At 68.8% G+C, this 22,993-nt stretch carries 23 protein-coding genes and 3 tRNA genes; 17 read left to right on the top strand and 9 right to left on the bottom strand.

What is annotated here, in order from left to right; translation table 11 throughout:
• Window positions 1-38: 38 nt before the first annotated feature.
• Genes recD through recC form a run of 3 tightly spaced genes read right to left on the bottom strand, consistent with a single transcriptional unit; the run spans window position 39 to window position 8,376 of the window.
• Window positions 39-1,778: an exodeoxyribonuclease V subunit alpha gene (gene recD, locus ABW16_RS19990; protein WP_047320930.1), complete on the bottom strand. Its 1,740-nt coding sequence runs from the start codon at window positions 1,776-1,778 to the stop codon at window positions 39-41.
• Window positions 1,775-5,077, bottom strand: a complete 3,303-nt coding sequence (gene recB / locus ABW16_RS19995) for an exodeoxyribonuclease V subunit beta (protein ID WP_047320965.1) — start codon at window positions 5,075-5,077, stop codon at window positions 1,775-1,777. The genes recD and recB overlap by 4 nt, the downstream gene beginning before the upstream one ends.
• Window positions 5,077-8,376 (bottom strand): exodeoxyribonuclease V subunit gamma, encoded by a 3,300-nt coding sequence (gene recC / locus ABW16_RS20000; RefSeq protein ID WP_047320966.1) that lies wholly within the window; start codon window positions 8,374-8,376, stop codon window positions 5,077-5,079. Before recC ends, recB begins: the two co-directional genes overlap by 1 nt.
• 53 nt (window positions 8,377-8,429) lie before the next feature.
• On the opposite strand from recC, the gene ABW16_RS20005 reads away from it, so the two are divergent.
• From ABW16_RS20005 to ABW16_RS20015, 3 genes are read left to right on the top strand one after another with little or no spacing between them, the layout of a single operon-like run.
• A complete protein-coding gene (locus ABW16_RS20005) occupies window positions 8,430-9,590 on the top strand; it encodes a zinc-binding dehydrogenase (protein ID WP_047320931.1) in 1,161 nt (386 codons plus the stop codon).
• Window positions 9,591-9,592: 2 nt separating this feature from the next.
• A complete protein-coding gene (locus ABW16_RS20010; RefSeq protein ID WP_047320932.1) occupies window positions 9,593-10,717 on the top strand; it encodes a 6-phosphofructokinase in 1,125 nt (374 codons plus the stop codon).
• Window positions 10,710-11,468 carry a class I SAM-dependent methyltransferase gene (locus tag ABW16_RS20015; RefSeq protein WP_047320933.1) on the top strand — a complete coding sequence of 253 codons (759 nt, stop codon included), beginning with the start codon at window positions 10,710-10,712 and terminating at the stop codon, window positions 11,466-11,468. The genes ABW16_RS20010 and ABW16_RS20015 overlap by 8 nt, the downstream gene beginning before the upstream one ends.
• Window positions 11,469-11,829: 361 nt before the next feature.
• Here ABW16_RS20015 and ABW16_RS20020 read toward each other — a convergent pair whose 3' ends face one another.
• From ABW16_RS20020 to ABW16_RS20035, 4 genes are read right to left on the bottom strand one after another with little or no spacing between them, the layout of a single operon-like run.
• Window positions 11,830-12,447: an RES family NAD+ phosphorylase gene (locus tag ABW16_RS20020; protein ID WP_082134228.1), complete on the bottom strand. Its 618-nt coding sequence runs from the start codon at window positions 12,445-12,447 to the stop codon at window positions 11,830-11,832.
• The gene (locus tag ABW16_RS20025; protein WP_047320934.1) at window positions 12,440-12,955 is read right to left on the bottom strand and encodes a hypothetical protein; all 516 of its coding nucleotides are present in this window, start codon (window positions 12,953-12,955) and stop codon (window positions 12,440-12,442) included. Before ABW16_RS20025 ends, ABW16_RS20020 begins: the two co-directional genes overlap by 8 nt.
• A gap of 48 nt (window positions 12,956-13,003) precedes the next feature.
• Window positions 13,004-13,864 (bottom strand): cytochrome c biogenesis CcdA family protein, encoded by an 861-nt coding sequence (locus ABW16_RS20030; RefSeq protein ID WP_047320935.1) that lies wholly within the window; start codon window positions 13,862-13,864, stop codon window positions 13,004-13,006.
• Window positions 13,861-14,373 carry a redoxin domain-containing protein gene (locus ABW16_RS20035; protein WP_268768048.1) on the bottom strand — a complete coding sequence of 171 codons (513 nt, stop codon included), beginning with the start codon at window positions 14,371-14,373 and terminating at the stop codon, window positions 13,861-13,863. Before ABW16_RS20035 ends, ABW16_RS20030 begins: the two co-directional genes overlap by 4 nt.
• Before the next feature lie 44 nt (window positions 14,374-14,417).
• Here ABW16_RS20035 and ABW16_RS20040 point away from each other — a divergent pair, with 44 nt between their 5' ends.
• Genes ABW16_RS20040 through ABW16_RS20050 form a run of 3 tightly spaced genes read left to right on the top strand, consistent with a single transcriptional unit; the run spans window position 14,418 to window position 16,391 of the window.
• Complete coding sequence (locus ABW16_RS20040; protein WP_047320937.1) at window positions 14,418-14,855, top strand: SRPBCC family protein; 438 nt, start codon at window positions 14,418-14,420, stop codon at window positions 14,853-14,855.
• A gap of 23 nt (window positions 14,856-14,878) precedes the next feature.
• Window positions 14,879-15,328, top strand: a complete 450-nt coding sequence (cynS, locus tag ABW16_RS20045) for a cyanase (protein WP_459542296.1) — start codon at window positions 14,879-14,881, stop codon at window positions 15,326-15,328.
• Between the two features lie 10 nt (window positions 15,329-15,338).
• The gene (locus tag ABW16_RS20050) at window positions 15,339-16,391 is read left to right on the top strand and encodes a patatin-like phospholipase family protein (protein ID WP_047320938.1); all 1,053 of its coding nucleotides are present in this window, start codon (window positions 15,339-15,341) and stop codon (window positions 16,389-16,391) included.
• A gap of 21 nt (window positions 16,392-16,412) precedes the next feature.
• Here the strand turns inward: ABW16_RS20050 and ABW16_RS20055 are convergent, their stop codons facing one another.
• Both ABW16_RS20055 and ABW16_RS20060 read right to left on the bottom strand, forming a co-directional pair.
• The gene (locus ABW16_RS20055; protein WP_047320939.1) at window positions 16,413-17,246 is read right to left on the bottom strand and encodes a hypothetical protein; all 834 of its coding nucleotides are present in this window, start codon (window positions 17,244-17,246) and stop codon (window positions 16,413-16,415) included.
• A gap of 11 nt (window positions 17,247-17,257) precedes the next feature.
• Entirely contained in the window at window positions 17,258-17,974 is a 717-nt protein-coding gene (locus ABW16_RS20060; protein WP_047320940.1) for an MBL fold metallo-hydrolase, read from the bottom strand.
• 120 nt (window positions 17,975-18,094) lie between these two features.
• On the opposite strand from ABW16_RS20060, the gene ABW16_RS20065 reads away from it, so the two are divergent.
• The 11 genes from ABW16_RS20065 (at window position 18,095) to rplA (ending at window position 22,838) form a co-directional block, all read left to right on the top strand.
• Window positions 18,095-18,167, top strand: a tRNA-Thr gene (locus ABW16_RS20065).
• 39 nt (window positions 18,168-18,206) lie between these two features.
• Window positions 18,207-18,280: transfer RNA gene (locus ABW16_RS20070), tRNA-Met, on the top strand.
• 37 nt (window positions 18,281-18,317) lie between these two features.
• Window positions 18,318-18,485: a 50S ribosomal protein L33 gene (gene rpmG, locus ABW16_RS20075; protein ID WP_024440978.1), complete on the top strand. Its 168-nt coding sequence runs from the start codon at window positions 18,318-18,320 to the stop codon at window positions 18,483-18,485.
• Between the two features lie 13 nt (window positions 18,486-18,498).
• The gene (gene hadA, locus ABW16_RS20080) at window positions 18,499-18,975 is read left to right on the top strand and encodes a (3R)-hydroxyacyl-ACP dehydratase subunit HadA (protein WP_047320941.1); all 477 of its coding nucleotides are present in this window, start codon (window positions 18,499-18,501) and stop codon (window positions 18,973-18,975) included.
• Window positions 18,962-19,390, top strand: a complete 429-nt coding sequence (hadB, locus tag ABW16_RS20085) for a (3R)-hydroxyacyl-ACP dehydratase subunit HadB (protein ID WP_047320942.1) — start codon at window positions 18,962-18,964, stop codon at window positions 19,388-19,390. The genes hadA and hadB overlap by 14 nt, the downstream gene beginning before the upstream one ends.
• A 12-nt stretch (window positions 19,391-19,402) precedes the next feature.
• On the top strand, window positions 19,403-19,903 hold the full coding sequence (hadC, locus tag ABW16_RS20090) for a (3R)-hydroxyacyl-ACP dehydratase subunit HadC (RefSeq protein WP_047320943.1): 501 nt from the start codon (window positions 19,403-19,405) through the stop codon (window positions 19,901-19,903).
• A gap of 235 nt (window positions 19,904-20,138) precedes the next feature.
• Window positions 20,139-20,211: transfer RNA gene (locus ABW16_RS20095), tRNA-Trp, on the top strand.
• Window positions 20,212-20,288: 77 nt separating this feature from the next.
• Window positions 20,289-20,729, top strand: coding sequence for a preprotein translocase subunit SecE (gene secE / locus ABW16_RS20100; protein WP_047320944.1), 441 nt, complete (start codon window positions 20,289-20,291; stop codon window positions 20,727-20,729).
• 23 nt (window positions 20,730-20,752) lie between these two features.
• Window positions 20,753-21,544 carry a transcription termination/antitermination protein NusG gene (gene nusG, locus ABW16_RS20105; RefSeq protein ID WP_047320945.1) on the top strand — a complete coding sequence of 264 codons (792 nt, stop codon included), beginning with the start codon at window positions 20,753-20,755 and terminating at the stop codon, window positions 21,542-21,544.
• A 25-nt stretch (window positions 21,545-21,569) separates the two neighbouring features.
• The gene (gene rplK / locus ABW16_RS20110) at window positions 21,570-21,998 is read left to right on the top strand and encodes a 50S ribosomal protein L11 (protein WP_047320946.1); all 429 of its coding nucleotides are present in this window, start codon (window positions 21,570-21,572) and stop codon (window positions 21,996-21,998) included.
• Window positions 21,999-22,130: 132 nt separating this feature from the next.
• Window positions 22,131-22,838, top strand: a complete 708-nt coding sequence (gene rplA, locus ABW16_RS20115) for a 50S ribosomal protein L1 (RefSeq protein WP_047320947.1) — start codon at window positions 22,131-22,133, stop codon at window positions 22,836-22,838.
• Window positions 22,839-22,993 lie beyond the last annotated feature (155 nt).

The following is a 22,993-nucleotide window of genomic DNA, read 5'->3' on the forward strand; positions in this document are numbered from 1 at the left end:
TCATATCGTACTACGAATTTGTAGTACACGGCCAGCCTTCACGCCTCCCGCAGCCGCAGTGCCAGCCCGGACGCCCGTACCACCCGGCGACCCAGCGCGGCCCGCACCGAGGCCTCCGAGCCCACCACCCGCACTTTCGACTTGGCTCGCGTCACCGCGGTGTAGAACAACTCCCGGGTCAACAGTCGCGACTCGACGGGCGGCATCAACACGGTCACTTCGCCGGCCTGGCTGCCCTGGCTTTTGTGGATCGTCATCGCGTACATAGTCTCGACGTCGGCGAGCCGGCTGGTCGCGAACTCCAGCGGCCCGGATGCCGTCGCGATCACCGCGCGCAGCCCCTCGTTGCGGACCACCACCGCTCCGGTGTCGCCGTTGCGCAACCCGAGCCCATAGTCGTTGGCGGTCACCAGCAGTGGTCGGCCGGCGTACCACTCGGTCCACATCGGGTCACCGGTCTGCTCGGCCACCCACCGGCGGATCTGCTGGTTCCAGTGCTGCACTCCGTGCAGGCCCGCTCGGTGCGCACACAGCAACCGATGCTCGTCCAGCGTCGCCGAGGCCGCCGCGGCATCACCGAGCAGCGCGGCCTGGCGTACCGCCAACGCATGGGGCACCACCAGAGCCGCCAATCGCTCGGCCACGTCCACCGCGCTGTCGGTGTCGATCCACTCCACGTGTTCGCCCCCGGCGGCCAGCAGCGCGACCGCCTTATCTGCGTCGCCGTCGCGGATCGCCACTGCCAGCGCACCGATCGACTCACCGAACCGGTGCGACGTCCGCAGCGTCGCCACCCGGGTGTCCGGCCGCGCCGCCAGCCCGTCCACCAGATCGGCCAGCACCGCACCGGCTTCCACCGACGCCAGCTGGTCGGCGTCGCCCACCAGAATCAGCCGGGCATCCGGGCGCATCGCCTCCAGCAGCCGGGCCATCAGCGTCAGCGACACCATCGATGTCTCGTCGACGACGATCACGTCGTGCGGCAGCCGGTTGGCCCGATTGTGGCGGAACCGCACCGAGCTGTCCGGCCGCGAACCCAGCAGGGTGTGCAACGTGGTCGCGCCCAGCCCGGCGAGCCGCGCCTGATCCACCGGCGCCAGCTCGGCCACCTCCGCGGCGACGGCCTCGGTCAGCCGGGCCGCCGCTTTACCGGTCGGGGCGGCCAATGCGATCCGCAGCCCGGGCGTGCCCGAGCGTTCGGCATGCTCGGCCAACAGCGCCAACAGCCGCGCCACCGTAGTCGTCTTGCCGGTGCCCGGCCCACCGGTGAGCACCGTAACCGACTGCGAAAGTGCGATTTCGGCGGCCGCACGCTGCTCGTCGAACTTGCCGGACGGAAAAAGTCGCTCAAAGGCGGGCAGCTCCGCCGGTGCCGTCCCGGGCGCCGACAACGCCAGCAGGTCCGTGCAGACCTGCTCCTCCTCACGCCAATACCGGTCGAGGTAGAGCAGCCGGCCGTCATAAAGCCGCAGCACCTGCGCCTGCACCAGCCGACTGTCCCGCACCGCCGCCAGCCATGGCCCCGGCTCCGGCCAGGCCACCTCCGCGCCGTCGGTGTCAGCAGCCACCGACGACAGATCCAGGCACACCGACCCGTGCCGCAGCGCGCGCACGGTCAGCGCCAGCGCCAAGCCCACCGTCTCGTCGGGCTCGCCGCCCAGTGCCGTGATGCGTTGGGCTGCATGCACATCGGCGGCATCCAGCACGCCGGCCTGATTGAAGTCCCGCAACAGCCCGGTACCGCCGGAGGCCACCCGCCACTCCAACAACTCGCTCATGCCGCCCGCCTCGCGTGCAACAGATCCGACAACGCCACCACGAGTGCGGTCGGTGGCCGCCAGTCGAACACCCCGGCACGGTGCCCGCCTGGACCATCGGCCACCGGAGTGCGTGCGCCGCACATCCCGCGCACGAACAGATACAGCACCCCACCCAAGTGCTGCTCGGGGTCGTAGCCGGGCAGCCGCCACCGCAGGAAGCGGTGCAGCACCGCGGTATACAGCAGCGCCTGTAGCGGATAGTCCGAATGCAGCATGGCGGCGGTGAGCCGGTCGAAGCCGTAGTCGGCGGCGGTGTCACCGAGCCGGTTGGTCTTGTAGTCGACCACCAGGAAGCGCTGCTCGGGCACCCGCAGCACCACATCGATCGACCCGGACAGATATCCGCGCAGCGGCTGGCCGCCCAGGGCCTCGGTGGCCAGCCGGTCGGCATACGGGGCGAACGGGTCGTCCGCGGGCAGGTGCTCGCGCAGCAGCAATCCCACCTCCGCCAGCCGCACGTCCGGCGCCACGCCGCGAACATCTCCACCGGCCAGAGGAATCTCAAAATCCAGCTCCCGCAACCGGTCCCGGGTGCCGATCTCGCGCAATGTCAGCCCGTCGGCCAGCGGCCCCAGCGGAGTGTCGTGCATGGGCACCAGCGCCGCCGCCAGCGCGGCCGGCTCGGCATCCACCGACCACCAGGCGGCGTGCTGACGTACCTGGGCTTCCAGCTCGGCGGCCAAGTCGGCGGCGAACGGATCGGTGGTCTCCAGCACGGCGTGCACCAGCGAGCCGAACGCCGCCCCGGCGGGCAGCTCGGCCATCGGCGAGATCAGATCCGCCCCGACCGGCGGCGGCGCCACCGCTACGGGCACGTCGTCGGCCTCGTCGTCGCGGGCGCTCAACTCGGGTTCACTGTGCACCCCAGACGCCCCGCCCTCGGTGACCTCACTGGCATGCCGGATCAGCCCCGAATACGAAGTGCGACGCCACCCGGTGTCGATGTGGCGGTGGAAATGCCGCGCTTCCAAGCCATCCGGAGGCTGCGCCGGAACGACCGGTGCCAACGGGGCGATCACCGAGTCCTCGATGACCAGGCCGCCGGCGGCCTCCCACTCCCGGAAACAGGACAGTGCTTCGTCATCGGTGGGTTTGGGCTCGCAGCGATCCGGCACCGGTGCCTCGCCGCGGCACCGGCCCCGCAGCAGCCGGGACAGGCCGCCGTTGGGCTCGTCGTACGACGCCGCCCACCACGCCACCACCTGCGACTGCGCGCGGGTCAATGCCACATAGGCGAGCCGAATGTCGTTGCGGGCAGCCTCGGCCAGGCTCAGCCGTTGCACGTCGGAGTGGTCGAAGCTGTCCGGGCCGCCGACGTGCCGGCAGCGGACACCGCCGTCGTGATAGAGCGGGATGGCCTCGTCGAACATGTGCCGGTTGAACGCGAACGGCAGGTACACGATCGGGAACTGCAAACCCTTGGCGCCCCACACCGTCAGGATCTGCACGGCAGCGGCGTCGGAGTCCAGCCGACGATTGTGCTGCCCGCCGCCGTTTCCTTCGGTGCATTGGCGGCGCAACCAATCCCGCAACGCCGGCAGGCCCAGCCGGTCGCGGTGCGCGGCCTCATGCAGCAGCTGAGCCACATGCGCCAGATCGGTCATGGTGCGTTCACCGCCGTACTCGCCGAGCAGCCGGCGCTTCAGGCCGGCCAACTGCGCCGCTTCGAACACCGCCGCCGGCCCGTGCAGCCGCAGCTCATCCGCCCAGTCCCGCAACGTCGACGCCACCTTGTCGGTCAACGCCTCACCGCCGTCGGCCAGCGTGGCGGCGGTATAGCCGAAGAACACCGTCGCCGCGGCGGCCCGCACCAGCCCGCCGCGGTGGGTCGCCTCGAACGCCTCCAGCAGACACAGCCAGTCGGCGGCCGCAGCCGAGGAGAACACGTCCGCATCGCCGGTGAACACCGCGGGAATCCCGGCCCGCAGCAAGGCCTCCTGGCAGGCGGCCGCGTCCTTGCTGTTCTCGACGATCACCGCCACGTCACCGGGAGTGATCGGCCTGCCGTCGAAGGTCGCGCCGCTGGCCCACAAGGCGGCGACGTCGGCGGCCAGATCATCGGGAATGTGGCGGCGCAGCTTGGGCATCGGGACAACGCGGTCCGAGCTGACGCCGAACGCCGCGCGGCCGACCACCCGCAGCCGGAACGGGGCGGTGCTGGGCGCACCGACCAGCCGAGACCCGCCGACCGCGGCCTGGACATCGTGCACCACGATCTGCGGATCACCCAGCGCCGCACCGCCCATCACCGTCTGCAGCGCACCGACCAGGGCCGAGTCGCTGCGCCAGTTCACCGCCAGGGTGCGCTGCTGCCCGGCGGTGCGTGCCGCCTGCAGGTAGGTGTAGATGTCGCCGCCGCGGAACCCGTAGATCGCCTGCTTGGGGTCGCCGATCAGCACCACCGCCGAATGCCCGACGAAGCCGCGTTCGATCACCTGCCACTGGATCGGGTCGGTGTCCTGGAACTCATCGACCATCACGATCGGCCAGCGCTGCCGCATCCGTTCCCGCGCCGGCGAATCCGCGGGCTCCAGTGCGGCGGCCAGCCGGCGCAGCAGGTCGTCGTACCCCAATACGCCGAGCCGGCGCTTGCGCAACTCCAACTCCGCGCACACCGCGTCGATGAATCGCAGCCGCACCTCGGCTACCGAACCCGGTTCGGGATCCTGCGGGCGCAGTTGGGCATACGGGTCGCAGACCACCACCCGCGCGAGTTTCAGCGCGTCGGCGTAACTGAGCGCCACCTCGTCGCGTTGCGTCCCGAAGTTCGCGAGGTACAGGTCATCCACGACCTGGACCACCAGGTCGTCAAGGCTTTCCACCAACTCGACGCCCGCGCTGGTGTCACCGGCGATGCCCAGTGACTTCAGCACCAGATGACAGAACTGGTGGGTGGTGGCGATGGTCGCGGCGTCGAAGCCGGCCAGCGCGTCACGCAGTCGCCGACGGCGCACCTCGCGATCCTCCGCACTGCCGCTGCACAGATGCGCGACAAGATCATTGGGTTCCTGCGTGCTGGCGCCGTCGAGGGCGGCCAATGTCTCCACCAGCTGACGACGCACCCGGTCCCGCAGCTCCCGGGTGGCCGCCCGGCTGAACGTGATCAGCAGCATCTCGTCCAGGGTGGCGTGCCCCTCGGCCAGATAGCGGGTCACCAGACCGGCCAAGGTGAACGTCTTACCGGTGCCGGCGCTGGCCTCCAGGACAGTGGTGGTGGCGCGGGCGGGCAGTGGGCCCAGCAGATCGAAGCGTTCCATCAGCGCACCGGCCGTTCCGCGCGCAGCAGCGGCAGCCACAGCCGGGCCGCCAGCGCGCCGAGTCGAGTGTCTTCGCCGTCGATCTCCTCACCCGGACGAGGCGGGCCCTGCAACACGGCGAACGGCGCGCGTGGCCCCCAGACCCGGACGCACGCGGGCTCGGCGTCCTCGCCGGGGTAGCGCTGCGTGGCCCATTTGCTGCTCGCGTACCAGACCGGGTCGCGGCCGGCGTGGCGCTTCTCGGCCCACGCGAACGAAGTCTTGATCGGCAGCGGCAGCGGTTCGCAGCGCCCGATGTCGTAGAGCCACACCAGCTCCCGCAATGTCTCCATCGGATTGGGTGGCGGCCCGAGCAGCCGCTGCAGGGCGCGTTCACCGTCACGGGCCCGGCCGATGCAGCGGGCGGTCCATTCGACGCCGGGACGCTGGGCGGCCAGTGCCACCAGCGGGATCCAGGCCTGCAACAAGTGGGTGTCCCGCAGCTTGGAGTAGTTGACCGACACGGTGGTCGTGTCGAACACCGGGTTGACGGTTCCGGTCAGCCGGCGCCCACCGCCGAGATCCAGATCGATGTCATAGGTCGCGGGCGCACCGACACCATGCTCGAGCGCCGCGGCCGCCAATTGCACCACCCGGTCCCGAATCTGTTTGGCGGTGCGCCAGCCCAGCTGGCCGGGCGGCAGACTGCCGCGCCGCCACTCGGCCTCGATGGCCTTGGCCGAGTCGACCCCCAGCAGCATGTCGTGCAACATCCGATTGCCGACCGCCCATTCGCCAAGCGCGTCGATCTCGACGGGCATACCGTCTTCGACCTCGTCGACCTCCCACGGCAGCGTGTAGTTCAGCGCACTGAAAAACCCCTTGACCGGGTCCTTGAAGAACTTCAGCAGGTCGACGAGCGCAACGTCGTCCGGCGGCGGTGCGGGCAGCGGGTCGGTGATGAACTGCGTTGCGGCACAGCGGGTTCCGGCGGCGGTTCTGGCGGCCAGCGGGACGGTCGGGTCGAAGGTGAACGGCACGTCGGGGATCAGCCGGCCGGGCTCGACGTTCTTGACGTCGAACGGCTGCAGGGGATGTTCCACGACGAGGTGCTCGCGCACCGGTTCGGGCGTGGTCTGATCCAGGGCGTCGATCAACTCGGCCAGCGGCACTGCCGGCGGGCGGAGGTGGCCGGTGTGTTCGTCGGCGCCGGTGTAGGTGATCACCAGCTTCTCGGTGGCCGCGGTGATCGCGTCGAGCAGCAATTGCCGGTCCTCGGAACGGATGTCACGTTCGCCGGTCATCGGGCGCCGCGCCAGCACGTCGTCGCCGTCGGGAAGATTCAGCCGGGGGAACACGCCGTCGTCCACGCCCAGCAGACACACCACCCGGTGCGGCACCGACCGCATCGGCACCATGGTGCACACCGTGAGCGTTCCGGTGCGGAAGTTGGCCCGGGTCGGGCGCCCGGCCAGATGCCCGGCCATCAGCACGCGGACATCGGGCAGCCGCAGGACGGTGTCGCTGCGGGCCGCGGCATCGGAGAGCACCTGCGTCAACTCGCGCTGCAGATGCGCGCTCTGCCAGGCATCAGTGCCGGCGTCGGCCAGCTCGGCGACCCCGTCGCGCAGCGCGGTGATCCACTCCGCCAGCGGGCGCGTCCCGTCCAGCTTGTCGACCGCCGACTGCAACCGTGCGACGAACTCGGCCAGTTTCCCGGCCAGCTCCACCTGACTGCTGCCGACGTCGTCGAGCGGCAGCGCCGTGTCCAGCCAGGCCTGCGAATCGTCGGACATCGCCACCCCGGTCAGGATGCGGTCCAGCCCGAATCGCCAAGTGTTGTGCACGATGTGCGACAGGCCGTACCGCTCGCGGGTGTGCGGATCGAAACCCCAGCGGATGTTGGCGGTACGCACCCAGGTGGTGATCTGGGCCAGATCGTTGTCGGTGAAGCCGAACCGCGCCCGTACCGGGTCGGTGTGGGCGAGGTTGAGCACGGCGGTCGCGGTGGCGCGGCTGCCGGCGATCTCCAGCAGTTCGGCGGCCACCGCCAGCAGCGGATTGGTCTGAGTCAGCGCCCGGTCGGCGAGCTGAACCCGCAACCGGTGTGCCGGGTGGGTGTCCCCGGCCAGCTCGCCCAGCCCGAAGTCGGCGACGATCAACGGCGCGTAGGTTTCGATGTCGGGGCACATCACCACGATGTCGCGGGGCTCCAGCGTCGGATCGTCATGCAGCAGCCCGAGCAGCACCTCGCGCAGCACGTCGACTTGGCGGGCCGGGCTGTGGCAGCTGTGCACCTGCACCGAGCGGTCGGACACGGCGCGGCTGCGGCCCTCGGGGCGCAGCGCGTTGGCGCCCAGATCGGATTGCAGCCAACCCAAGAGTGTGTCCGGGTGCGTTGCGGCACTGAGATATTCATCGCTGGCGGGAGTCGCCGGCAGACTGCGCTGCAACTCCCGCAGATCACGACCCAGGGTTTCCAGCAGCGGGTGGTGTGCGCTGCGCCGGGTGTCGTCGTCGGAGCGCGGCAGGGCGCCGTGTACGTCACCGAGCGCCTGCCACAGGGCATCGGAGGGGTGCGGCAGCCACAGGTGCAGGTCGTGGTGGGTGGCCAGGGCGTCCAGCAACTCGATGTCGGTGCACGCCAACCGCGTGTGTCCGAACAGTGACAGCCGGGCCGGCAGCGTCTCGGTCGGCCCCTGGCGCAGCCGCGCGACCGTATCGCGGTGCCGAACGTGCGGAGGATCGATCCCGACGGCAGCCGCCAATGCGCGCCACAGCGGCGGCTGCCAACCCAAGTCGTCGTGCAACGCAGCGCCGGCACCGTCGGTGGCCTGACCGGCGCTCCAGTCGACGAGCAACTGCGGCCGCTGACGGGCGTAAGCGGCGAACAGTCCGGCCAGCCGGCGCGCCACCGCATAGCGCCGGCCGCGGCGCAGCTCACCCTCCGGACTGGGGTCGGCGTGGCCCAAATGCTTTGCCAGCGTGGCACACCAGGGCTCATCCAGGTTCGCGTCGATCACCGCCAACAGCGGCCAGGTCATGGCATCCGGGGACCACGGATCGTCGTCGGCAGCGCCGGTGATCTCGGCGATCAGCGAAAGCGGGCTGCGAAACTCCACGCCCGCGCATACCCCGTCGCCCCCGGGACCGGCGCCCAACACGTGCGACAGTCGCTGGGACAGCCAGCGCTCCACCCCGCGCGCCGGCACCAGCACCAGCTCCTGGGCGAACGGGTCGGCCGGCGGCGTCGCCAACAGCGCACCCAGGCCGTCGGCGAGGACGTCGGTGCGCTCGGCGCGGTGCAGGTGCAGTCCCATCGCGGCCACCATAAACCGCGGCTACGACAACGCCGCCTCGTAGGCTGGGACGGGTGAAAGCAGTCAGCTGTAGTAACGCCCAACTCGAGGTCGTCGACCTACCGACTCCAGTCCCGGCCAAAGGCCAGCTGCTCATCGACGTGCTGCGGTGCGGCATCTGCGGATCGGATCTGCACGCCCGCCAGCACTGCGACGAGGTCGCCGATGTCATGGCCTTGACCGGATACGACGGCTTCATGCGCTCGGACCAGCGGGTGGTACTCGGCCATGAAATCTGCGGCGAAGTACTCGACCACGGTCCCCGCACCCGCAAGGCGCCCCGCCCCGGCACCCGGGTGGTCGCGATACCGCTGTTGCGGCGCGGCGACGCCGTCCATGCGGTCGGGCTGTCGGAGTCGGCGCCGGGAGGCTACGCCGAGCAGATGCTCGTCGAGCAGTCGCTGGCGCTGCCGGTTCCCAACGGGCTGTCGACGGATGCGGCCGCACTCACCGAGCCGATGGCGGTGGCCTGGCATGCCGTGCGGCGCGGCGAGGTGCGCAAGCGCGACGTGGCGATCGTGATCGGCTGCGGACCGATCGGCCTGGCGGTGGTGTGCATGCTCAAGGCGCGCGGAGTACGCACGGTGATCGCCAGCGACTTCTCGCCCGGCCGGCGCGCGCTGGCCACCCGCTGCGGCGCCGACATCGTTGTCGACCCGGCACAGGACTCGCCGTATGCCGCGGCGGCGGGCCACGGCCACCTGGAGAAGGCGCCGGATGCACTGGGCCTGGCGGTGGGCACCGTCGAAAAGCTGTACAAGGCGCGACTGCCCTGGTGGCATGTCTGGCGGGCCGCCGAAGCCGTCGGCGCCGCCACGCCCAACCGTCCGGTGATCTTCGAGTGCGTCGGGGTCCCGGGAGTCATCGACAGCATCATCGCCGGGGCTCCACTGTTCTCCCGGGTGGTTGTGGTCGGGGTCTGCATGGGAACCGACGCGATCCGGCCGGCGATCGCGATCAATAAGGAGACCGACCTGCGGTTCGTACTGGGTTACACGCCAATGGAATTCCGTGACACTTTGCACATGATCGCCGAGGGCAAAGTCGACGTCTCGCCACTGATCACCGGCGCAGTCGGCCTGGGCGGGGTGGCGAACGCGTTCGACGCGCTGGGCGACCCGGCCAAGCACGCCAAGGTTCTGGTCGACCCCAAGAGCCCGGTGCAGGAGGTTTAGGCGTGACGACGAGCATCAAGCGGATCGCGATCAGCACCGGTGGCGGTGACGCGCCCGGCCTCAACGCCGTCATCTACGCCGCCACCCTGGCCGGCCGCAGCCGGGGCTGGGACGTCGTCGGGATCCGGGACGGCTACAACGGCCTGCTGCTGGGCGACGACTACCCCGACGGCGGGCTGATCGAGCTGACCCGAAACCGGGTGCGCGGCATCATCCACCAGGGCGGCACCATCTTGGGCAGCACCAACCGCGGCAACCCGACCGCGTACCCGGTGCAGCAGCCCGATGGCAGCTGGAGCGAACAGGACCGCACCGACGAGCTGTTGCAGCGCTTCGCGCAGCACGAGATCGACGCGTTGATCACCATCGGCGGCGACGGCTCCCTGGCGATCGGCAACCACCTGAACGAGGCGGGGCTGCGACTGGTCGGGGTGCCCAAGACCATCGACAATGATCTGGAGTGCACCGCGGCGACGTTCGGTTTCGACAGCGCCGTCGACTTCGCGTCGGAGTGCATCGACCGGTTGTTCTCCACCGCCACCTCGCACAGCCGGATCATCGTGGTGGAGGTGATGGGCCGCTACGCCGGCTGGATCGCGCTGCACGCCGGGATGGCGTCCGGGGTGCACGCCATCTTGATCCCGGAGATTCCGTATCGGCTTGAGCCGGTGGCCGCGCTGATCAACGAACGCGCACAACGCGGTTCGACGTACTCCATCGTCTGCGTCGCCGAGGGCGCCAAGCCGGTGGGCGGCGAGCTCACCGTGGCAGGCAAGGCGGTGGGCCAAGCCGAACGTCTGGGCGGCGTGGGCGCCAAGGTCGCGGCCGAGCTCGAGGCGCTCACCGGGCGCGAGTCCCGTGCCGTGGTGCTCGGGCACCTGCTGCGCGGCGGGTCGCCGACGTCGGCGGACCGGCTGCTGGGTCTGCGGTTCGGCGCTGCCGCGGTGCGGGCCCTCGACGAGGGCCTTAGCGGGGTGATGGTGGCGCTCAACCCGCCGACGGTGGACTACGTGCCGCTGGCGCAGGCCACCCGCCGACAGAAAACCGTTCCGCTGGACTGCGATTCGATTCAGACCGCACGCGACCTGGGTATCAGATTCGGCGACGAAAGGCTCCGCGATGACTGAGACGGCGCGGCGTCGCGGCGACTACGGCATCGACGGATCGTTTCACCGGGTGCCGCTCGGCGGGCAGCTCGCCGCCCTGGCGCTCGGGTGCGCTGCGCTTGCGGTTTACGGCGGCATTGCCCTGGACCGCGGTCCGCAGTGGGCGGGCGCGGCGGCACTGGTCCTCGACGCCGCCATCCTGGCCCAGGTCGGGCTGTATTGGCACGCGACGCGGTCGGGCAAGTTCAAGGTCTGGGCCGACATTCTCGACGGGTTGCGGCTGCGCGGCGACGAGGTGGTGCTGGACATGGGCTGCGGGCGAGGCGCGGTGTTGTGCGCCGCGGCCCAGCGGCTGCCCGACGGCCGGGCGATCGGAGTCGACCTGTGGCAGGCCGACCAGACCGACAACTCGGCTGATGCCACCCTGGCCAACGCCGCACTGGAGGGCGTCGCCGACCGGATCGAGGTGCGCACCGGCGACATGACCGCACTGCCGCTGCCCGACGCCAGTGTCGACGTGGTGGTATCCAACCTGGCGATCCACAACATCGGGTCCCGCGAGGGCCGCCGGCGCGCGTTGGCCGAGGCAGCCCGGGTGCTGCGGCCCGGAGGCCGGTTGGCCATCGCCGACCTGTGGGAGATTCGCAAGCACGCCGCCCAACTGCGTGAAATCGGTTGGCGTGACGTGACATGGCGCAACCTGGGCTGGCGAATGTGGTACGGCGGGCCGTGGGCGTCGACTCGGTTGGTCGCGGCGACAAAGCCGGGCTGAGCGCCGGGCTCGTTCACGTCTGCCTCAGGCGTCACGCGTGGGCGGAGAGGTGTTCTCCGCCCGGCTCTGAGCGACAACCGACGTTATGTCAGGCCACGGCGGGGCCCGGGTGGGCAACTGTGCGGCGGCCAGCCAAACCCGGGTGCGTCGGGGAGCCAAACCCGGGTGCGTCGGCCAACCAAACCCGGGTGCGTCGGCCGACCAAACCCGGGTGCGTCGGCCGACCAAACCCGTGTGCGTCGGCCAACCAGACCCGGGTTGACATAACCGACGTTGTCGCTCAGAGCCGGGCACACGCCCACATCCTCCCGGGCCGTGACAGGTGGGGCTGGTGCGGTCACGACCGCACCGGTGCGCGGGCTCAGTACGTGACGGTGAACCCTTGCCGCAGCACCAGATCCGCGGTCACGTCCAGGCGTTCGGCGAGGGGCCAGGACTCGACGGCGAATGCCGCGGCGTCGAAGAACGCATAGTTGACCGAGGTCTCCGGGGTGGTGCGTGAGCGGTAGACGATCGCGTCCGGGCACTCGTCGGGCTCGGGCCACCAGCGCCGCACGGCGTCCGCCAGGTGTTGGCAGGTGGCCCACACCGCGTCGTGCTGGCCGGTGCTGATCTGGTCGTCGACGCCGAGTGCGTCCAGGTTGCGTTCGGTGCGCAGATCGAGCACCCGTAGGTGCCTGGCGGCGGACAGTCGCACCAGGTGGTGGCGGGCGTGGTCGCCGGGGATCATCAGACCGGTGAGCCGGTAGCGCTCCCGGAACGCGCCGACGAGATCGGTTGCCGCGTAACGGGTGCGGAACGTAGCCGACGGCGGATCGAAGCGGTAGCGCGGTTGGGCGAAACCGTCCCAGGTCCACTGGTCGGGATGCTGGGCGTCGAGGCGCCACAGCTGTGTCCCGGCGACGATCCGGCGGCGACGCAGCCCACCGGGCCGGGCGTCGGGCAGCGGCGCCCGATAACCGGCGGGAAGCTCAGGCACCGAGCGAGGTCAGCAGTCGACGCGCAGCCGGCGCGGTCTCACCGCGGCGCAGCGCCTCGGCGATCGAGACACCGCCCAGTTCGTCATGAGTGAGCCGCATGATGCGGTCGGCGGCCAGCGGGTCGGCGGTGAACCTGCCCAGCAACTCCAGGATCTCAGGCAGGTCGGGGCGCAGCCGGGCGTCGTCGAATTGCCAGGCCGGGAACCAGGTCTGGTTGCCCACGGCTGCGCCGATGAGCTTGCCGCGGCTGCGCAGCCGGTGCACCGCCTGCGGCGTGCCCAGCCGCAGGAGTTCCTGGACCTTCGGGGTGGGCAGGGCCCCGGCGACGAAGTCGTCGATGAGCGCGGCGCGACGCTGGTCGTTCAGCGCGTGAGCGGCGATGCGCTCTAACGTGCCCTGTGGCGCCGTGGGCGCTTCCAGCAGGGCGTCGAGGACATAGGCGAACCCGGCGTCGGTGCGTGCGCGTTCGGCGACCTGACGGGCGATCGGTGCGACGGCGATGGGCATGCGATCGATACTACTCGCCGATGCCCGTTATTGAAACAATCGAAACAGTTATCGGGAGTCGGGCCCGGCCCGGCGTGCCCGCCTGCGCCAGCCCAGCGCAACGGCCGCCAGTGCGACGATCGCGCCCAGCAACGGCCAGACGCCCAGCGCGTCGACCCGATCGGCCAACCAGGACTGCACCGCACCCGCCGCCGCGATCACCGGATCGTCGGCGTCGGCCCCGGCGAAGTACAACCGGATCTCGTAGTAGCCGTAATAGCTGACATACAACCCCGTCAGCAGCACGATCACCCCGGCGATCCGGCCCACGTGCGGCAGCACCCGCCGCAGCGCCGAGGTCGCCGATGCCCCCATCAAAGCCACCGCCAGCGCCGCGACGCCGACGGTGATGCTCATGCCCGCGGCGTAGGCGATGAACGCCAGCGCGCCGGCCGACGCCGACCCCTGCCGGAACGTCGTGCTGATCACCGCCAGAAACGGTGCGATCGTGCAGGACAGTGACGCCACGGCGTAGCCGACGCCGTAGCCGTACATCGACCCCAAGCGCGCCGTCGGCGTGCCGCCCGCTGTGCCGGGCAACAGCAGTGGGAACTCGCGGCCGGCCAACAGCCAGGCGCCCAGAGCCAGCAGTGCCACGCCGATCACCACGGTGGCGAACGGCAGATACTTCTGCGCCGACGCGATCAACGGCGAGACGGCCAGCCCGAAGATCCCGAACACCGTGAGGAATCCGGTCGCCATCACCACCGTCGCCGCCGCCGCCCGAGCCAGTGCGACCGGGCGTGAGGTGTCTCGGCTGGCGGCGACCACCAGACCCAGATAACCGGGCAGAAACGCGAACCCGCACGGGTTCAACGCCGCGACCAGCCCGGCGCCCAGGGCGAAACTGAGGGAGGCGGTGTCGATCACGAACCCGTCAGGACCTGCAGGCGCCTGTTCAGCTCGTCTTCGGACAGCGAGCCCGTCACCACCTCGGCCCGTCCATCCGGCTTGATGAAGGCATAGGCGGGCTGGCGAGTCACCCCGAACCGGGCCCACACCGCGGCGTCGGTGTCGGCCAGCTCGGTGAATTCGTCGACGCCGTACCTGGCCGCGAACGCGCGCAACGCGTCCAGCCGGTCCTGCGCGCCCACCCCGACGAACGTCACCTTGGGGTGGGTGGCGGCCAGCCGGGCGACCATCGGTGCATCCCGTTGGCAGAGCGGACACCACGGCGCCCAGAACCACAGCACGGCCGGCCTGCCGACCAGGCTCGCACCGGAAAACGGTCGGCCGTCGAGGGTTTGGGCGGCGAAATCGAGTTGAGTGTTCTCGGCCCGGGTCTGCGAACCGCAGCCGAAGATCAGCACCGCTATCGCAGCCACAGCCATGAGCAGTACGGCCGATCGGCGACGCCCAGAGGCCATGTCATGCGGCATACCGGCGAGTATGCCATCGCATCCTGCGGAGCTAAGGTTCCGTCATGGCACGCGGACGCCTGGAGCACACCGCCGACATTGCTGCGCCGCCGGACACCGTTGCGGCGTTTCTGGCCGACCTGGTCAACTACGAAGCCCTGCACCCGATGCTGGTGAACGTGCGGCGGATCCCCGGCGGCACCGACGGTGTCACCCGATACCTGGCCCCGCATCGCATGCGCCTGTACGGAATACCGATCCGGTTCACCTGCCGGGTGGACCTGCGAACTCCAGCGCCCGACGAGATCCGGACCCACACCCTGCAGCGGCCCGGTATCGAGATGTGGTCCACCATGACGGTTCGCCCCCACGCCGACGGAACCAGACTGCACGAACAGGTCGACATCAGTGCTCCAAAGATGTTGATGAAGACCGTGCTGCGCGACGGCGGTAGCTCGCACGCCGCGATGTGGGATAACCTGCGTCGCTATTTCGAAGAGTGAGCCAGGCGGGCATGCTGGAAACCATGAACCGAAGCCAGATCACCGAGCAGATCATCGCCGCCCGCCTCGCCAAGGGGCTGACCTGGCAGGAACTGGCCGACGCGATCGGCAAGCCGGTCGTGTGGACAACCTCGGCACTGCTGGGCCAGCATCCGGTTCCCGCCGAGCTGGGCGCGATCCTGGCGGGCCTGCTGGGTCTGGACCCGGCGGTGGTGCCGGTGCTGGCCGCGGTACCGATGCGCGGCGGACTCACCGCACCGCCCACCGACCCGACCATCTACCGGCTCTATGAGGCGGTCGGCGTATACGGCCCGGCGATCAAGGAACTGATCCACGAGCAGTTCGGCGACGGCATCATGAGCGCGATCAATTTCAGCATGGATGTCGAGCGCAAGCCGCATCCGGGCGGTGACCGGGTAGTGATCACCTTCGACGGTAAATTCCTTCCCTACGAATGGAATTCAGCGGACTGAGCGCCCGACGATGGCCACACGTCGAGCCCGGGAAACCCAGCCGCTGACCGCCGATCTGGTGCTGTCCGGCGGGGGAGTGCGCTTCGTGGGGCTGGTCGGAGCGGTGGTCGCGCTGATGGACGCCGGCTACTCGGTGCAGCGCATCTCCGGAGTGTCCGGCGGCTCAGTGGTGGGCACGATCCTGGCGGCCGCCGCCCAGGGCGACCAGCTGACCGCGGCGCAGGTCAAAGACCTGGCACTGTCGGTACCGCTGCGCACCTGGCGCGACGCGGGGCCGATCCCACTGGTGGGGCCGGTGTGGGGATTCCTGCGCGACAGCGCCCTCTACCGCGGCGACGTCGCCCACGAGTGGATCCGCAGTGAGCTGGCGAACCTGGGGGTGCGCACCTGGGGTGACCTGACCTACGACGCCGACAACCTGCTGGCCGAGCGGCGCTACCGCGCCGTGGTCACCGCGGCCGACGTGACGACCGGGCAGCTGGTCCGCCTGCCGTGGGACTACCGGCGGGTGTACGGCCTCGATCCCGACGAGCAGTCCGTCGCCGACGCGGTGCGCGCGTCGATGGCCGTCCCGTTCTTCTACCGCCCGGTGACGCTGACCAGCGCCCGCGGGCTGCGCTCCACCCTGGTCGACGGCGGCGTGTTGTCGAACTTCCCGATCTACACCTTCGACCGGCTCGACGGCCGGCCACCGCTGTGGCCCACGTTCGGCGTCACGGTGGTTCCGGAGGTGTCCGACGGCATCGACGCCATGGTTCCGGTGCTGCGGCCGCTGCGGCTGTTCGGACAATCACTGCTGCTGGAGAACCTGATCAGCACCATGTTGATCGGCCACGACCAGACCTACCTGAACCAGCCGTGGGTCAGTGTGCGGGCCATCAAGGTCAACTCCACCGATGTCAGCGTGCTGGACTTCGACATCTCCCGTGACCGGCTCGAAAAGCTCTACGACAACGGCTACACCGCGGCGAACGAGTTCCTGTCCACCTGGGACTGGCCGGCCTACCTGCAGCAGTTCCGGGCATCGCACTACCCAGGCAAGGGGCCAGCCGGAGCCGACTGACGCCGGGGTTTGTGCGGGGGCTCAGCTGCGGTGCTTGCCCAGCTCAGCGCTGGCGTCGCCGAGCCGCACCGTGATGTCGGTATTGCCGGAGGCCTCCAGCTGCTCGCGGCCGCGCAACCGATCCTGGATCTCGCGGGCGGCCCCGTTGATCCGCTCGATCTCGCCACGGAACACGTCCGGGCGGGTCTCTTTGCTGGCGTAGTGGAAGTAGCTGAGCAGACTGCGCAGCAGCTCCAGCTTCTGCTTCTCCCGCTTGGCCAGGTCGTGCGTCGTCATCAACTCCACGCGCCGCACCGGGGGCAGGTCTCCCCAGTCGAGGACCACCTTGTTCTCATACCGAGGTTGCTTGCCCCGCCGCCCGAACCAGCCCTTCGGCTCGTCGGGGCTGTCGGCGTAGCTGATCGTCCCGGTGAACCTCGACTCGATGCCCTCGCCGAGCTCGGCCCGGTCGATCGCCGAGTCCCACACGGTGCGCCACTCCTGGTTCGGCGCCAGCACCGTCAGTTCTTCGGGCAGCTGCAGCGCGACCACGTCGGCGTAGCCGTCCGAGGCGGTTTCGTAGCGGGCCACCGTGGGGGGCTGGTCGAACGAAAACCGGATGTCATAGGCGGCGGTCTTGCCGAAGTTGCGGACCACCAGCTCGATGACATGCCAATCGGCGGCGTGCGGCTCCATGAACATCGCCACGTGCGGGCGGGTCTGCTCGGCGGCCAACCGGCGGTTGCGCTGCAGTTGACGGTTCAGATAGAGCAGTGCCAGCACGGTGATGCCGATGGCCAGCCACGCGGCCCACGCCAGCCAGGCATCCGCGCCCGCGTGCGCGACGTCGTACAAGCGGTCCTCAACTGATCCCATCAGCTATCCCCTCATCCGCCCATCAGCATGCGCCACCGGTCCAGGCTTCCGGCGCTGAATACATAGTTGGACCGCTTGACTTCGGAAAGTGCCGCGCTCGTGTCGGCCGAATACCAGTGACCGGGGAACACCGTCGGGTCGCCCGGCAGTGCGGCCAACTGCTGCAGGCTGCGGTACATCTCGTCGGAGTCGCCGCCCGGGAAGTCGGTTCGGCCGCAGCCATCCAGGAACAACGTGTCGCCGGCGACCAGCCGACCGTCCAGCAGGAAGCACTGGCTGCCCGGCGTGTGACCGGGCGTATGCAGCAGCTCGATGTCGATGTCGCCGACGCTGACCCTGTCGCCGTGATCATGCGCGGTCAGGTCGGTCATCGGAATTTCAGTCACCCGCGAAACCCACTGCGCTTCATGGGTATTCACGTGCACCGGAACGCTGACTCGCTCCAGCAGCTCGGCGAGCCCTTTGAGCTCGAAGCCCATCATCTTGCCGCCGACGTGATCGGGGTGGTGATGGGTGACCAGCACGCCGGACAGGTGCATACCGTCGGCCTCGAGCGCGTCGAGCAGATCACCTGCGGCATAGGCCGGGTCGACCACCACGGCGTCGCCGGTCTGCCGGTCGCCGATCAGGTAGGCGAAGTTGCGCATCTGGGCGGCCATCGGGTCGCCGGCCGCGAAATCGCGTCCGGAGAGCAGCTGGCGGAAATACAGCCGGTCGGATTCGGGCACGCCCTCCAGACTAAAGCAGTTACTTTCGGCAGCGTCTGTCATCGCGGTTTGGTGACCTCGTGGGCGAGGTTGTAACCTTCTACAGGCTTGCAGCGCCCGAACGGGTCGCTGTAGGTGACGGCCCCCTTAGCTCAGTCGGCAGAGCGTTTCCATGGTAAGGAAAAGGTCAACGGTTCGATTCCGTTAGGGGGCTCGGTGGACGCCAGTCGGTGCGCCGACTAGCGCCGATCGGGGCGGTGTAGCTCAGCTGGTTAGAGCGCACGACTCATAATCGTGAGGTCGGGAGATCGAGCCTCCCCACCGCTACTGCAAGCAATACGACATGTGAAGAAGGACGACAGACGTGGCCTCCAGTACTGATGTGCGGCCGAAGATCACCTTGGCCTGTGAGGTGTGCAAGCACCGCAACTACATCACCAAGAAGAACCGCCGTAACGACCCCGACCGGCTGGAGCTGAAGAAATTCTGCCCCAACTGCGGCAAGCACGAGTCGCACCGCGAATCTCGCTAAGTCAGGCCGATCCGTGTCGTTGGCAGATCGTCTCGCCGGGGCGCAGTATCGCTATCCCGACTACTACGAGGTCGAGCGGGAGAAGATCCGCGAGTACGCGCGCGCAGTCAAGGCGGTGGACCCGGCCAGCCTCGACCTGCGCGCGGCAGCTGACCTCGGCTACGACGGGCTGGTGGCCTCGCTGACCTTCATCTCGGTGTTCGGGCACATGGCGATTTCGGGTTTCTTCGACCATTGCGGTGTCACCACCGACGACGCTCAGATCGTCCAGGTCGACCAGAAGATCGAGTATTACCGGGCGATCAAGGAAGGCGACCGGCTGTACTGTGACGTGTCGGTCGAATCCGTTCGCCGCGCACACGGCACCGACATCATCGTGACCCAACAGGTGGTCACCAACCACGCCGGCGAAATCGTGCAGAAGACATATACGACGTTGGCGGGTCGCGCCGGCGAGGGAGACAAGGGTTTCACCGATGGCGTTGCGTGAGTTCAGTTCGGTCAAGGTCGGCGATCAGCTGCCCGAGCGGGTGATCCCGCTGTCGCGGCAGGACCTGGTCAACTACGCCGGTGTGTCCGGCGACCTCAACCCGATCCACTGGGACGACGAGATCGCCCAGCAGGTGGGCCTGGACACCGCTATCGCCCACGGCATGCTCACCATGGGTCTCGGCGGTGGTTACGTCACGTCCTGGGTGGGTGACCCGGGCGCGGTGACCGAGTACAACGTGCGCTTCACCTCCGTGGTGCCGGTGCCCAACGACGGCAAGGGCGCTGAGATCACCTTCAGTGGCCGGGTGAAGTCCGTCGACCCCGAATCGAAGACGGTGACCATTGCGCTCACCGCCACCACCGGTGGCAAGAAGATCTTCGGGCGGGCGGTCGCTTCGGCCAAGCTGGCGTAGGGACGCGCAGCGATGGCGATCAAAACCGATATCCGGGGCATGATCTGGCGTTACCCGGAGTCGTTCGTGGTGGGCCGCGAGAAGATCCGCGAGTTCGCCCGGGCCATCAAGGCCGAGGACCCGGCCTGTTTCGATGAGGCAGAGGCGGCCAAACTGGGCCACGACGCGTTGCTGGCGCCGCTCACCTTTGTGGCGATCCTGGCGAAGCTGGTGCAGTCCGACTTCTTCCGGCACGTCGACACCGGCTACACCACCATGCAGATGGTCCAGGTCGACCAGGGCTTCACCTACCTCAAGCCGATCAAGGCCGGCGACACGCTCTACGCCCGGATGGAGATCGCCTCGGTCAACGAGCGTTTCGGTGCTGACATCGTCACGACCCGCAACATCTTGACCAACCAGGACGGCGACGTGGTGCTCGAGGCGTTCACCACGATGATGGGCCACGAAGGAGACGATTCGGTCAACCTCAGGTGGGATGCCGAATCGGGTCAGGTCGTCCGAACAGCCTGATCCATGAGGCAGTCCCGGCTTCCGCTCACCTCCGCCGTCCCTGCGGGCCGACTCCGGTGAGCCTCGCCGAACAGCCTGATTAGTAACTGGCCATAGCGGCGAGGTACACTCGGACTTCGGGGTTTTCCCAGCATTAGCGCGCTTTCCGTGATTCCGGGGGGCGCGCGAATTGTGTGAGCCGGAGACGGCGCACAGGTGAAGCTTCCGAACCCGCAGGTTGGTGCGCCAACCGCGAAGGGGCGTAGCTCAACTGGCAGAGCAGCGGTCTCCAAAACCGCAGGTTGCAGGTTCAAGTCCTGTCGCCCCTGCTGACGTGCCATGGTGGACACTGGACACCATGCGCGGTACGGCAATGAGGTAAGCGCGAACAACGAAGGAGCATGCGGTGACCGACGAGCTCGACCGTCCCGACGCCGCAGCCGACGGCGACAGCGATGCCGAGTCCGGCCGCAGCAGTCGCACGGCCGTGGTGAGCAGGCAGGTCGGCGACCCGCTGCGGCCCACCGGCAAGCGTTCGCGGCGTCGTGGTGCAGGCGACGAGGACTCGACTGCCATCGAATTGGACGCCGAAGACGCCGCGGACGCTGCGAAGGCCAAGAAGAAGGCCAAGAAGAAGGCTGAAGGGCCCTCGCGCAACCCGTTCGTCTTCGTACTGAACTTCCTCAAGCAGGTCGTCGGCGAACTTCGCAAGGTGATCTGGCCGAACCGCAAGCAGATGGTCACCTACACCGCAGTGGTGCTGGCGTTCCTGGTCTTCATGGTGGCATTGGTCGCCGGGGCAGACTTCGGATTCGCCCGGCTGGTGCTGCTGGTGTTCGGCGAGTGAAGTTATAGGAAGGACTGACAACCGTGACTACCTTCGACGGCGACACGCCCGCGGGCGAGCCGGTCGACGTGGCGGAGGCCGCTGAGGTTCCCGCTGAGGACTCCGCGGTGGAGGCCACCGAGTCCGCCGAGGCTGAGGCCACTGAAGCCCCCGAGGCCCCCGAGGCGGCCCAGGACGAGCCGGCCGAGGAACTCGACCCCGCGGTGGCGCTGAAAGCCGAACTGCGCTCCAAGCCGGGCGACTGGTACGTCATCCACTCCTACGCCGGTTACGAGAACAAGGTGAAAGCCAACCTCGAGACCCGCGTGCAGAACCTCGACGTCGGCGACTACATCTTCCAGGTGGAAGTGCCCACCGAAGAGGTCACCGAGATCAAGAACGGCCAGCGCAAGCAGGTCAACCGCAAGGTGCTGCCGGGCTACATCCTGGTTCGGATGGACCTCACCGACGACTCCTGGTCGGCGGTGCGCAACACCCCCGGCGTCACCGGGTTCGTCGGCGCCACCTCGCGGCCCACCTCGCTCCCGCTGGACGACGTGGTCAAATTCCTGCTGCCGCAGGGTGCGGCCAAGAAGCAGGCGCGTGGCACGGCGAGCACCGCGGCGGCTGCCTCCGAGGGCGGCCTGGAGCGGCCGGTCATCGAGGTCGACTACGAGGTCGGCGAGTCGGTCACCGTCATGGACGGCCCGTTCGCCACGCTGCCCGCCTCGATCAGCGAGGTCAACGCCGAGCAGCAGAAGCTCAAGGTGCTGGTGTCGATCTTCGGTCGCGAGACACCAGTGGAACTGGCCTTTAACCAGGTCTCCAAGATTTAGTACGTAGGAAAGGAACACCCCACTCATGGCCCCGAAGAAGAAGGTCGCCGGGCTGATCAAGCTCCAGATCAAGGCCGGCGAGGCCAACCCAGCGCCGCCGGTCGGCCCCGCGCTCGGTCAGCACGGCGTGAACATCATGGAGTTCTGCAAGGCGTACAACGCCGCGACGGAAAGCCAGCGCGGCAACGTCATCCCCGTGGAGATCACCGTCTACGAGGACCGCAGCTTCACCTTTGCGCTCAAGACCCCGCCCGCGGCGCGGCTGCTGCTCAAGGCCGCCGGTATCGCCAAGGGTTCGGCCGAGCCGCACAAGACCAAGGTCGCCAAGGTGACCTGGGACCAGGTGCGCGAGATCGCCGAGACCAAGAAGGCCGACCTCAACGCCAACGACATCGAGGCCGGAGCCAAGATCATCGCCGGTACCGCCCGCTCCATGGGCATCACCGTCGAGTAGTAGCTGTTGATCCTGCGCTGACGGCGCAAAGTGCGAGTGAGCACCGCCGTGAACGCAGACTCAACGCAAGGAAAGCGTGGGAGGGCCAGCTTCGGCCCGCAGACCACAACCAACCACGAGATTGGATAACCAATGAGCAAGACCAGCAAGGCCTACCGCGCCGCCGCCGAGAAGGTGGACCGCGACAACCTCTACAGCCCGCTGCAGGCGGCCAAACTCGCCAAGGAGACGTCCTCGACCAAGCAGGACGCCACCGTCGAGGTCGCCATTCGGCTCGGTGTCGACCCGCGCAAGGCCGACCAGATGGTCCGCGGCACCGTCAACCTGCCCCACGGCACCGGTAAGACCGCCCGCGTGGCGGTATTCGCGGTCGGCGAGAAGGCCGAGCAGGCCATCGCCGCCGGCGCCGACGTGGTCGGCAGCGACGACCTGATCGAGAAGATCCAGGGTGGTTTCCTCGACTTCGACGCCGCGATCGCCACCCCCGACCAGATGGCCAAGGTGGGCCGCATCGCTCGCGTCCTGGGTCCGCGTGGTCTGATGCCCAACCCCAAGACCGGCACCGTCACCCCCGACGTCGCCAAGGCCGTCTCCGACATCAAGGGCGGCAAGATCAACTTCCGTGTCGACAAGCAGGCCAACCTGCACTTCGTCATCGGCAAGGCGTCGTTCGAAGAGGCAAAGCTGGCGGAGAACTACGGCGCCGCCCTCGACGAGGTGCTGCGGCTCAAGCCGTCGTCGTCCAAGGGCCGTTACCTCAAGAAGGTCACCATTTCGACGACGACCGGCCCCGGCATTCCGGTGGACCCGACCGTCACCCGCAACTTCGCGGCCGAATAGGACACACCGAAAAGCCCCCGCACGCTAGGGCGGTTTCTAGGGGTCGTTGCAACACTGCTGGTTAGTTGGCCAGTAGTAGATCACGCAAGCGCTCGGCTGGGGTTTCCCAGCCGAGCGTTTTGCGTGGGCGGCCGTTGAGTTCCTGGGCGACGTGT

It is taken from the genome of Mycolicibacter heraklionensis (assembly GCF_001021505.1).
GTDB classification, from domain to species: domain Bacteria; phylum Actinomycetota; class Actinomycetes; order Mycobacteriales; family Mycobacteriaceae; genus Mycobacterium; species Mycobacterium heraklionense.

Bases quoted from the DNA above. Each gene is read 5' to 3' on its own strand.
- hadC (WP_047320943.1), top strand. From the start codon at position 19,403: ATGGCGATCAAAACCGATATCCGGGGCATGATCTGGCGTTACCCGGAG.
- ABW16_RS20040 (WP_047320937.1), top strand. From the start codon at position 14,418: ATGGCACGCGGACGCCTGGAGCACACCGCCGACATTGCTGCGCCGCCG.
- recC (WP_047320966.1), bottom strand. From the start codon at position 8,376: ATGGGACTGCACCTGCACCGCGCCGAGCGCACCGACGTCCTCGCCGAC.
- ABW16_RS20015 (WP_047320933.1), top strand. From the start codon at position 10,710: ATGACTGAGACGGCGCGGCGTCGCGGCGACTACGGCATCGACGGATCG.
- ABW16_RS20035 (WP_268768048.1), bottom strand. From the start codon at position 14,373: ATGCCGCATGACATGGCCTCTGGGCGTCGCCGATCGGCCGTACTGCTC.
- cynS (WP_459542296.1), top strand. From the start codon at position 14,879: ATGAACCGAAGCCAGATCACCGAGCAGATCATCGCCGCCCGCCTCGCC.
- recD (WP_047320930.1), bottom strand. From the start codon at position 1,778: ATGAGCGAGTTGTTGGAGTGGCGGGTGGCCTCCGGCGGTACCGGGCTG.
- recB (WP_047320965.1), bottom strand. From the start codon at position 5,077: ATGGAACGCTTCGATCTGCTGGGCCCACTGCCCGCCCGCGCCACCACC.
- ABW16_RS20025 (WP_047320934.1), bottom strand. From the start codon at position 12,955: ATGCCCATCGCCGTCGCACCGATCGCCCGTCAGGTCGCCGAACGCGCA.
- ABW16_RS20050 (WP_047320938.1), top strand. From the start codon at position 15,339: ATGGCCACACGTCGAGCCCGGGAAACCCAGCCGCTGACCGCCGATCTG.
- rplA (WP_047320947.1), top strand. From the start codon at position 22,131: ATGAGCAAGACCAGCAAGGCCTACCGCGCCGCCGCCGAGAAGGTGGAC.
- hadB (WP_047320942.1), top strand. From the start codon at position 18,962: ATGGCGTTGCGTGAGTTCAGTTCGGTCAAGGTCGGCGATCAGCTGCCC.
- ABW16_RS20055 (WP_047320939.1), bottom strand. From the start codon at position 17,246: ATGGGATCAGTTGAGGACCGCTTGTACGACGTCGCGCACGCGGGCGCG.
- rplK (WP_047320946.1), top strand. From the start codon at position 21,570: ATGGCCCCGAAGAAGAAGGTCGCCGGGCTGATCAAGCTCCAGATCAAG.